Origin of the sequence: Citrobacter sp. wls613 (genome assembly GCF_005281195.1) — a bacterium.
Taxonomy (GTDB): Bacteria; Pseudomonadota; Gammaproteobacteria; order Enterobacterales; family Enterobacteriaceae; genus Citrobacter; species Citrobacter gillenii.
On sequence record NZ_SZXN01000065.1, the window covers coordinates 178033 to 187846 of the forward strand.

Consider the following 9814-nt stretch of genomic DNA (forward strand, 5'->3'; position numbering starts at 1 on the left):
TACGCTTCTCGTTAAAGAATTTTTTTGTTTTCGATCAAAATCACAGCTTTTTTTTGGCGGTTCAGAGGGGGAGATAAAGGGATGCATAAACTCACCCCGGAACGAGGTGAGGGAGTGATTAATCTTCGCTAAACCAGTCGCTATTTTCCTGACGAATCAGCTGAACAGATTCACCGATTTCCTGCAGGTGCAACATCATCGCGCGCTCAACGGCATCGCTGTCATGCTTTTCCAGCGCGGCAAAAATGTCGTGATGCTGACGCAGGAGCATTTCCGGCGGGGAGACGTGATCGAGGCTCATATAGCGAACGCGATCGATGGTTGCCTTGATGTTTTCCACTGTGTCCCAGGCGAGCTGACAATCCGCTATTAACGCCAGCTTCTGATGAAACTCATCGTCCAGCAGGAAAAAATCGTTAAGCTGTTTACGATCAATAGCGATGCGCTGCTGATGCAGATTCTGCTCGAGTTGATAACACTGGTTGTCAGTGATCATCGACGCGGCGCGACGGGCAACCGCGCATTCAATTGCCTGGCGAACAAAACACCCATTTTGCACCTGCGACAGCGAAATCTTGTTCACGTAACTGCCACGCTGAGGACGGATCTGAATCAGGCCGTTCTCAGCCAGTTTGATGAATGCTTCGCGTACTGGCTGGCGTGATACATTAAAGCGGACGGAAACCTCTTTCTCCGAAAGCGGCGTACCGGGCGCAATCAGACACTGCACGATGTCGCGACGAAGAATACGATAAATCTGCTGATTTACCGGCTGTGTAGGGTTGAGTTGCGTTTCTACGGTCATTCATTCTTACTTTTTAGAGAGTTAACCCGAATACTTTATCACTTATTCGGTGGTATCTATACCCGGCACAAGGCCGGGTATAAAAATTAACCCCGGTGGACGCTCAAGCCTGCAAAAGACTGTGCAACAGGCATCATTTCAAGGGTGTTAATGTTGACATGCGCAGGTAATGACGCCACCCACCACACGGCTTCAGTGACATCTTCCGGCGTCAGCGCGGTGGTGTTTTCGTAGGCTTTGACGGCTTTATCATCGTCGCCTTTGAAACGCACGTTAGAGAACTCCGTACCGCCAACCAGGCCCGGTTCAATATCGGTCACGCGCACGGCTGTGCCATGCAGGTCGGTACGTAAGTTCAGGCTAAACTGGCGAACAAACGCTTTTGTTGCGCCATACACGTTACCTCCGGCATAGGGCCAGCTACCGGCGGTTGAACCGATATTGATAATATGACCACGATTACGTTCGACCATACCCGGCAGGACGGCACGGGTCATATAAATCAACCCTTTGTTGTTGGTGTCGATCATGGTTTCCCAGTCGTCAACGTTAGCCTTATGGGCCGGTTCAAGACCCAGCGCCAGACCGGCGTTGTTGACCAGAATATCTATGTAGCGCCATTCGGCTGGTAGGGCGGCCAGCATCTCTTCAATCGCGGCACGGTTACGTACGTCAAGTTGTGCGGTATACAGGTTATCGCCCAGCTCGTCTTTCAGCTCTTGCAGACGCTCATGGCGGCGTCCGGTGGCAATAACTTTATGCCCATTCTCAATAAAACGACGCGTAATGCACTCACCAAAACCTGCGGTTGCTCCGGTTACTAAAACGATCATCTCACTGTTCCTCAACGCTTTTTATGTGCTATTACCATACCACGTCAATAAATCGTTTTCAGGAGTGAAAGATGTCGTTAACGAATCCTTTTTTACGTCAAAGCACTTTGCCTTATCAGGCTCCGCCATTTGATCGCATAGACGTTCATCATTACCGTCCCGCGTTTGACGAAGGTGTTCGGCAAAAGCGTGCCGAAATCGACGCCATTGTGCAAAATTCACAGCCCGCAAATTTTGCTAATACGCTGCTGGCACTTGAGCAGAGCGGGGCACTGTTAACGCGCGTCACCAGCGTGTTCTTTGCCATGACGGCAGCGCATACCAACGATGAATTACAGCGTCTTGATGAAGCGTTTTCCGCTGAGCTGGCGGCGCTGGCGAATGATATTTATCTTAACGCGGCACTTTTTGCGCGCGTAGAGGCCGTCTGGCGACAGCGTGCCGTGTTAGGACTGGATGCAGAGTCCTTACGGTTGTTGGAGGTCGTCTATCAGCGTTTTGTACTGGCTGGTGCCCAATTGAATGAAGAAGACAAAGCGCGTCTCAAATTGCTGAACACCGAATCAGCCACGCTGACAAGCCAGTTCAATCAGCGCCTGCTGGCGGCGAATAAATCAGGTGCCCTGGTGGTGGATAATGTCCATCAACTGGATGGATTAAGCCCGGAAGAGAAAGCCATGGCGGCTGCAATTGCCAGGGAGAAAGGGCTTCAGGACCATTGGGTTATCCCGCTGTTGAACACGACACAACAGCCTGCGCTTGCCGCGTTACATGACAGGCAGACCCGTGAGACGCTGTTTACCCGTGCATGGACGCGGGCTGAAAATAATGATGCCAACGATACGCGTGCCATCGTTCAGCGGCTGGCGGAAATCCGAATGCAGCAGGCGAAGTTACTTGGTTTTACTCATTATGCAGCGTGGAAAATTGCCGACCAAATGGCAAAAACGTCGGAAGCAGCGCTCACTTTTATGCGCGCTATCGTTCCGGCTGCGCGTCGGAGAGTCCATGATGAACTGGCTGAAATCCAAAATGCCATAGATAAAGAGCAGGGCGATTTTAGCGTGCAGGCCTGGGACTGGGCCTATTATGCCGAACAGGTTCGCCGTGAAAAATATGCTCTTGATGAGGCACAGCTGAAACCCTATTTTGCGTTAGATACGGTGCTGAACGATGGTGTGTTCTGGACGGCAAACCAGCTCTATGGCATTACGTTTATCGAGCGTTTCGACATCCCTGTATATCACCCGGATGTACGGGTATGGGAAATTTTTGACCACGACGGCACGGGGCTGGCGTTGTTCTACGGTGATTTCTTTGCCCGGGAATCAAAAAACGGTGGCGCATGGATGGGGAATTTTGTTGAGCAATCGATGCTTAACGAAACCAGACCGGTGATTTACAACGTCTGTAACTACCAAAAACCTGCCCAGGGTCAGCGCGCCTTGCTGCTGTGGGATGACGTCATTACGCTGTTCCATGAGTTTGGACACACGCTGCACGGCCTGTTTGCCAGTCAACGTTATGCCACACTCTCAGGAACCAATACCCCGCGTGATTTCGTTGAATTTCCTTCGCAAATTAATGAACACTGGGCGAGTCATCCACTGGTCTTTGCCCGCTACGCGCGCCATGTTGAAACCGGGGAAAGAATGCCAGAATCGCTGCAGGATAAGATGCAGCGGGCCAGCTTGTTTAACAAGGGCTACGATATGACCGAGTTGCTCAGTGCCGCATTACTGGATATGCACTGGCACACGTTGGAAAACGGCGAGAGGATATTGTCAGTAGCGGAGTTTGAGCAGTGTGCGCTGACTGCGGAAGGGCTGAATATTTCTGCTGTGCCGCCGCGTTATCGCAGCACTTATTTTGCTCATATTTTTGGTGGTGGCTATGCCGCGGGATATTACGCCTATTTATGGACGCAAATGTTGGCCGACGATGGCTATCAGTGGTTTGTCGAAAACGGTGGATTAACCCGTGAAAACGGCCAGTATTTTCGTGAGGCAATCCTCTCTCGCGGTAATAGTGCAGATTTGCATGGTCTGTATCCCGCATGGCGTGGGCGTGAACCAGGAATTAATGCAATGCTGCGCAACCGGGGATTAGAACAGTAGCCGGGATAATACGGTCAGCTTACAATCTGACCGTATTATCGGTGGCCGAGACTGCGGCATATTAATTACTATTAATAAATTTACATAAATTTTCTTTATAGCCGCTAAACTATTGTCTATCAACAATACTCACACAGGGAAAGGATTCGTGATGATGAGAGAAACGGCAGAAATAGATTCAATCTTGATGGAGTTGAATCACTCGATTGATGCGCACTATAAATGGCTAGTCAAAATGTTTCACTGCGTGGTGTTATCTGATGTCACTCAGGCGGATATTTCAGGTAAGAATTCGCACTGTGCCTGTCAATTCGGACAGTGGCTTACCCCGCGTCTGGTCAAGGATGACGCAGATTATAGTTATTTGAGTAAGATAAATGCGGCCCATGAAAAAATGCATTTATTAGGTAAGGACTTGCTATCGGTAATAGTAGAAGAACGCAGTCAGTCATGGCATTTCGACAGTTTTCAGGATGCGCTTCTGGCTTTTACGTCGGCGGTGATGGATTATAAAATACATTTACTGACTATCCGCAGTAATATCGATGTATTAACCGGTTTACCTGGCCGAAGAATGCTGGATGAGTCTTTTGACCAGCAGTTACTTGACGCGCAACCGCTTAATTTATATTTATTATTGCTGGATATCGACCGTTTTAAATACGTCAATGATACCTACGGCCATCTGGTTGGTGACGTCGTACTGCGCAGTCTGGCATCAAATTTATTGTCATGGACTCGTTATGATGAGATCGCGTATCGCTACGGTGGCGAAGAGTTCATCATTCTGATCAGAACAAAAACGGATGAGCAGGCATCTCTCGCGGGCTTGCGCCTGTGTCATCTCATTGAACAAAAAAAGATCCCTTACCCGCAGGGGGAGATTGATATTACGGTAACGGCTGGCATCACTCGAGTTCGCCCGGGCGAAACGCTGGACACGGCTCTCGGGCGTGCTGACCGAGCCATGTATGAAGGGAAGCAGACTGGCAGGAATCGCTGCATGTTTATGGATGAACATGAGCAGATCACACGGGTGGGTGCCAAAGAGTGGGTAACGACGCACGCCTGAGCGTGAGTTTTGTTGAGATGATTTGGTTTCGTTTAACGTTCATTGGGGTTGTCGATGCTATGTTGGGTGACTATTCGCTATCTGTGCAGGGAATTGCCTGATAGCGTATAAAGCAAAACACAAATCTATCCATGCAAGCATTTACCGCTGGTTTATCCGGCGGTTTTTTTTACCTGTCGTTCAGGTAGTCGGCATTCAGGACAAAAAAATGGCCCCTTGAGCAGTGATGCTACAAGGGGCCGGTTCGGTGCAGGACTATCGTCGTTCATCAATCATCCCATCTGTGGCTAAAGTAGGCGGCCAGAAAACCAGAAAATAAAATAATTCCCAGAACGGCCATAAAAACATTCATATTACCCAGCATTGTCTATGCTCCTTTATTTGTGAGTTTCCTCTCTTACCTTAATTTCACCTCGTTAAGGACTATACTAGCAATTTAATCTTAAACAAAGATTGAACCAGGTGAATTATTTCGTCTGAATAGTAAAGTTATCGCGTTATTGGCAGAGAAAAATAAATAAGGATGTCAAAATATGCGGAGCAGGGAAAATATATCGGGGTTTTCTGAAAAAGCGACAGGGCAGCACATGCTCTGTCGCCAGAGAAATTAACAGACTACAGGCTGGCCCCAGGGTTTAGCTCGCATGCCTTTTAGCATCAGCGCCCAGGCCAGAATGATGGCAATCATCAGCACCACAAACAGCGACCATGACGGCAGGGTCGTCAGAATAACGCCGCTGACTAACGGGTTAAATGCCGCGCCAAGCCAGCCCAGTGACTGGGCGGAGAAATAGCTCGCTTTCATCCCCGCGGGGGCAATGTTGTCGATAAGCATATATTCGCCCGGTGCGTAAATGATTTCGCCGATGGTAAAAAACGCTGCAGAAATGCCCCACATTAGCAGACTGTTGCCGGAAAAAATAAAACCCACTAATCCCAGCACAAAGAATAATGTTCCGCCGGCCATTAACGGGCGGATGTTGGCGCTGGAAAGACGGCGCCCGACGACATATTGCAATGTAACCACCATTGCCGCGTTGACGGGCAGGACCACGGCCACCACTTTTTCTGCGAAATCACCGTCAGCAACCACCATCACGTACTGAGAAATACAGGACGCAAATGCGCCGCCCACAAACGAGGCCAAAAACGCTGACAGGGTAAACCAGCATAACGCTTTATCGCGCAGCAGTACCGAGGGGGACCAGACGGATACGTTCAGTCCCTCGGATGGCACTTCTGAACGTTTCACCCACGTCTGGATAAATACCAACGGGAAGGCTGAGCAAAGCGCTGCCAGCCAGAACGGCAGGTTGATACTTTGCATCACCAGCAGCGTGCCGAGCGGCGGACCCACGGTCCAGCCAATGTTGAGTACTGTATAGTTAAGTGAGAAAATTTTGGTCTTGTTGGTGGCAGAGAGGTTATCGGCAAACCAGGCTTTCAGCACGGTGGCAAAGACGGAGTAGGCGCAGTTGATCAGGGCAAAAAGCAACACCACTACGATAACATTATGCACCAGAGGGATCGCGATAAAGCCAGATGCAAAACCGGTAATCGCCAGCAGCATATAGCGTTTTTTATCGAACTTATCGGCCAGAATACCGAAGCCCAGGCTGAAGATAACGCCAATAGTCAGGGCGACCGTCATGGCGTAACCAATCAGATCGACGCTCAGGCCGTACTGTCGGTTGAGATAGATGGTCATAAACGGGAGCGTGGCACCCCGCCCAATCGTCAGTAATAGTGAGGAGGCGAGTAAAGCGAGGGTGGATCTTCTCAGAGTGGTATTCATTTTCTTGCCCGACAATGCATGTTGTTATGTTTTTATTAAATTTCAGACAGAAATAGCACGGCAAAAGTGTGATGTACACTCAAAAAGTTGTCTGAAAATGCCCAGTTATACCTACCTGTATTAATGATCTGTTACCCGGCAACGATTTCCGCTACTTTAACTTGTTTACAAAAATTTAATAATTTCAGGGGCGGGTGAATGTCACGTAAAGACGGGTTGTTAGCACTACTGGTCGTGGTGGTATGGGGGCTAAATTTTGTCGTCATCAAAGTGGGCCTGCACAATATGCCGCCGCTGATGCTGGCAGGGCTACGTTTCCTACTGGTGGCATTTCCGGCTATTTTCTTTGTTGCCCGCCCGAAAATCCCTCTCTCATTGCTGCTCGGTTATGGCCTGACCATCAGCTTTGGCCAGTTCGCGTTTCTGTTCAGCGCCATAAAATTTGGCATGCCCGCTGGACTGGCGTCACTGGTATTGCAGGCGCAGGCATTTTTCACCATTGTGCTGGGCGCATTCGCTTTTGGTGAGCGTTTACAGGGCAAGCAACGGGTCGGCATTGCGCTGGCAGTGTTTGGCGTGCTGGTGTTGATCGAAGCCAGCCTGAATGGACAGCACGTGACGATGCTCGGCTTTATGCTGACGCTGGCGGCAGCGCTGAGTTGGGCCTGCGGCAATATCTTCAACAAGAAAATTATGCAACATGAATCCCGCCCGCCAGTGATGTCGCTGGTGGTGTGGAGTGCCTTGATCCCTATTTTACCGTTCTTTCTGGCATCGCTCGTCCTTGATGGCCCAGGTCTCATCGTACACAGCCTTATTGCTATTGATATGACGACTATTCTCTCACTGGTCTATCTGGCATTTGTGGCGACGATTGTGGGGTACGGCATATGGGGTACGCTGCTGGGACGCTATGAGACCTGGCGCGTGGCCCCGTTGTCTTTACTCGTGCCGGTGGTTGGGCTGGCGAGTGCGGCAGTGTTACTGGATGAAACGCTAAGTGGGCTGCAACTTATCGGCGCGCTGTTGATTATGGCGGGGCTGTACATCAACGTGTTTGGTTTTCGTTTGCGCAGGACCGCTCAGGCGAGGGGATAACAGTAGCCCCGCCGTGGCGGGGCATCATGACTTATAAACTGCGCATGTTGTAATAAGGCACACCCAGTTCGTCGGACTTGTCGCTGCCGGCACCCATATGATTAAAATCAAACGGGGACTGCTCCTGCGTAGGAGGCATAATTATTGCGTCGCGATTATTGGGTGTTATGGGCTGCGCGGTTTGTTCCGCCATGCTCTGGCCCGAAACAACAAGCAGCAGGGCCAGCATTGCAGATGACAGAAGTTTCATGATTTCCTCGGTTACGTCTTTATCAGGCGATTAGCAGTTACATTGATTCAGCGGATGCAAATACCGGGATTCGCCGTGCATATTTGTCATACGGTACTTATGGGGTGGCACATCAAAATAGTTTTTGAAGGTCCGGGTCAGCGTTTGCTGAGACTCAAAGCCATAACGCTCCGCCAGGTAGAGGATCGGTTCGTTACTTTCTTTTAATTTTTGCGCTATTTCAGTCATTTTGCGGCTGCGGATATATTGACCTAATGAATGGCCGGTTTCTTTTTTAAACATCCGTTGCAGGTGCCATTTGGAGTAACCTGAACGCTCTGACACCTTTTCCAGTGACAGCGGTGATTCAAGGTTATTCTCGATCCAGTCCAAAATGCTATGAATAGTGATTGTGTCAGTATTGCGTCTGGACATCGTCATACCTCTTTCTGTTTACGGCAGGATTTTCTTAAGCAAATGCTCAAGTGTTGCCACTTCGTCCGCCGTTAAGTTTTTTGTTAGTTCCTGGTGCAGGTCTTGCCCGACTAATTGATGGCACTGCTCACAAATTGTCGCGCCATGCTCGGTGAGTTTCACCAGCACGCCGCGTTTGTCATGTGGATTAGGAAGTCTTTCAATCCAGCCTTTACAGACCAGTCTGTCGAGCATACGCGTCAGCGCACCAAGATCGACAGACAGCACTTTTTTCAATTCAACAGGGGTGATGCACACCGCGCAGCGGATGGAGCAAAGCACCTTAAACTGCGATGCCGTGATATCCAGCGGTGACAGGTAGTCGTTTAGCAAACGATCTTTTTTCTGATTAACCATATAGATCAAACGGCCCAGTGGGATGATTTCGTTGAACAGATCACTGGTGTTTTTCACAATGGTTGCCCTGGCAAGTAGTTAGTCACGGCTGATATTATTGCTTAGGCAAATATAAGTCAAATGAATGGGTCGGCAAATGCCACGTTTTGCTAAAACGTCAGCACCTGGCTAACCGTACGTTCGTTTCAATATTTTGATTTCACAGGCTTATGCGTAGAGGAGAAAAATGAATCCTTACATCGCGAAAATGGCTTAAACGGGTGTTTTCACCGTATACTTGCCGTTGACGATTAACGCACAGGAAAGATGAATTATGATGGATTTGTTTAAGGCCATAGGTCTGGGACTGGTTGTCCTGTTACCGTTGGCGAACCCGTTAACCACCGTGGCGTTGTTCCTCGGCCTTGCCGGCAATATGAACAGCGCAGAGCGTAACCGTCAGTCATTAATGGCGTCTGTCTACGTGTTTGCCATCATGATGGTGGCGTACTATGCCGGGCAGGTGGTGATGAATACCTTCGGGATTTCGATTCCCGGATTGCGTATTGCGGGTGGGTTAATCGTTGCGTTTATCGGCTTTCGGATGCTGTTCCCGCAGCAGAAGGCGCACGACTCTCCGGAAGCGAGAAGTAAGTCAGAAGAACTTGTAGACGAACCGACGGCCAATATTGCCTTCGTGCCGCTGGCAATGCCCAGTACTGCCGGTCCGGGTACCATTGCGATGATCATCAGTTCGGCCTCGACCGTACGTCAAGGCTCTGAGTTTCCGGACTGGGTTATTATGGTCGCTCCACCGATTATTTTTGCGGTGATCGGGGTCATTCTGTGGGGCTGCCTGCGCAGTTCAGGCGGAATTATGCGTCTGGTCGGCAAAGGGGGCATTGAAGCGATTTCCCGTCTGATGGGCTTTTTGCTGGTGTGTATGGGCGTGCAGTTTATTATTAATGGCGTACTGGAAATTATCAAAACCTACGCATAAAACCTACGCTTAAAAAAAGGGTCCGGTATAGTCTACCGGACCCTTTTTTATGGCT

At 49.7% G+C, this 9814-nt stretch carries 11 protein-coding genes; 4 read left to right on the forward strand and 7 right to left on the reverse strand.

The window, feature by feature from the left end; genetic code table 11:
• Positions 1-118: 118 nt before the first annotated feature.
• Complete coding sequence (locus FDX01_RS15700) at positions 119-805, reverse strand: GntR family transcriptional regulator (RefSeq protein ID WP_115258527.1); 687 nt, start codon at positions 803-805, stop codon at positions 119-121.
• A gap of 86 nt (positions 806-891) precedes the next feature.
• Positions 892-1638 (reverse strand): bifunctional NADP-dependent 3-hydroxy acid dehydrogenase/3-hydroxypropionate dehydrogenase YdfG, encoded by a 747-nt coding sequence (ydfG, locus tag FDX01_RS15705; protein WP_137400108.1) that lies wholly within the window; start codon positions 1636-1638, stop codon positions 892-894.
• 71 nt (positions 1639-1709) lie between these two features.
• Between ydfG and dcp the strand changes: the two genes are divergently transcribed.
• A complete protein-coding gene (gene dcp / locus FDX01_RS15710) occupies positions 1710-3755 on the forward strand; it encodes a peptidyl-dipeptidase Dcp (protein ID WP_137400109.1) in 2046 nt (681 codons plus the stop codon).
• Between the two features lie 151 nt (positions 3756-3906).
• Positions 3907-4827 carry a diguanylate cyclase gene (locus tag FDX01_RS15715; RefSeq protein WP_137400110.1) on the forward strand — a complete coding sequence of 307 codons (921 nt, stop codon included), beginning with the start codon at positions 3907-3909 and terminating at the stop codon, positions 4825-4827.
• A 268-nt stretch (positions 4828-5095) separates the two neighbouring features.
• Here the strand turns inward: FDX01_RS15715 and mgtS are convergent, their stop codons facing one another.
• Together mgtS and ydeE are read right to left on the reverse strand one after the other, a co-directional pair.
• Positions 5096-5191 (reverse strand): protein MgtS, encoded by a 96-nt coding sequence (mgtS, locus tag FDX01_RS15720; protein WP_096757085.1) that lies wholly within the window; start codon positions 5189-5191, stop codon positions 5096-5098.
• Between the two features lie 243 nt (positions 5192-5434).
• The gene (gene ydeE, locus FDX01_RS15725) at positions 5435-6622 is read right to left on the reverse strand and encodes an efflux MFS transporter YdeE (protein ID WP_115258524.1); all 1188 of its coding nucleotides are present in this window, start codon (positions 6620-6622) and stop codon (positions 5435-5437) included.
• A 198-nt stretch (positions 6623-6820) separates the two neighbouring features.
• On the opposite strand from ydeE, the gene eamA reads away from it, so the two are divergent.
• Positions 6821-7720, forward strand: a complete 900-nt coding sequence (gene eamA / locus FDX01_RS15730) for an O-acetylserine/cysteine exporter (RefSeq protein WP_117343106.1) — start codon at positions 6821-6823, stop codon at positions 7718-7720.
• Between the two features lie 31 nt (positions 7721-7751).
• On the opposite strand, the gene marB is transcribed toward eamA, so the two are convergent.
• From marB to marR, 3 genes are read right to left on the reverse strand one after another with little or no spacing between them, the layout of a single operon-like run.
• Entirely contained in the window at positions 7752-7970 is a 219-nt protein-coding gene (gene marB / locus FDX01_RS15735) for a multiple antibiotic resistance protein MarB (RefSeq protein ID WP_096757082.1), read from the reverse strand.
• Positions 7971-8000: 30 nt separating this feature from the next.
• On the reverse strand, positions 8001-8384 hold the full coding sequence (gene marA / locus FDX01_RS15740; RefSeq protein WP_138140554.1) for an MDR efflux pump AcrAB transcriptional activator MarA: 384 nt from the start codon (positions 8382-8384) through the stop codon (positions 8001-8003).
• An 18-nt stretch (positions 8385-8402) separates the two neighbouring features.
• Positions 8403-8837, reverse strand: coding sequence for a multiple antibiotic resistance transcriptional regulator MarR (gene marR, locus FDX01_RS15745; RefSeq protein WP_137400111.1), 435 nt, complete (start codon positions 8835-8837; stop codon positions 8403-8405).
• A gap of 256 nt (positions 8838-9093) precedes the next feature.
• On the opposite strand from marR, the gene FDX01_RS15750 reads away from it, so the two are divergent.
• Entirely contained in the window at positions 9094-9759 is a 666-nt protein-coding gene (locus tag FDX01_RS15750; protein WP_096757080.1) for a MarC family NAAT transporter, read from the forward strand.
• Positions 9760-9814 lie beyond the last annotated feature (55 nt).

Coding starts and splice junctions, on each gene's coding strand:
- FDX01_RS15750 (WP_096757080.1), top strand. CDS start 9,094: ATGATGGATTTGTTTAAGGCCATAGGTCTGGGACTGGTTGTCCTGTTA.
- FDX01_RS15715 (WP_137400110.1), top strand. CDS start 3,907: ATGATGAGAGAAACGGCAGAAATAGATTCAATCTTGATGGAGTTGAAT.
- eamA (WP_117343106.1), top strand. CDS start 6,821: ATGTCACGTAAAGACGGGTTGTTAGCACTACTGGTCGTGGTGGTATGG.
- marA (WP_138140554.1), bottom strand. CDS start 8,384: ATGTCCAGACGCAATACTGACACAATCACTATTCATAGCATTTTGGAC.
- FDX01_RS15700 (WP_115258527.1), bottom strand. CDS start 805: ATGACCGTAGAAACGCAACTCAACCCTACACAGCCGGTAAATCAGCAG.
- mgtS (WP_096757085.1), bottom strand. CDS start 5,191: ATGCTGGGTAATATGAATGTTTTTATGGCCGTTCTGGGAATTATTTTA.
- dcp (WP_137400109.1), top strand. CDS start 1,710: ATGTCGTTAACGAATCCTTTTTTACGTCAAAGCACTTTGCCTTATCAG.
- ydfG (WP_137400108.1), bottom strand. CDS start 1,638: ATGATCGTTTTAGTAACCGGAGCAACCGCAGGTTTTGGTGAGTGCATT.
- ydeE (WP_115258524.1), bottom strand. CDS start 6,622: ATGAATACCACTCTGAGAAGATCCACCCTCGCTTTACTCGCCTCCTCA.
- marB (WP_096757082.1), bottom strand. CDS start 7,970: ATGAAACTTCTGTCATCTGCAATGCTGGCCCTGCTGCTTGTTGTTTCG.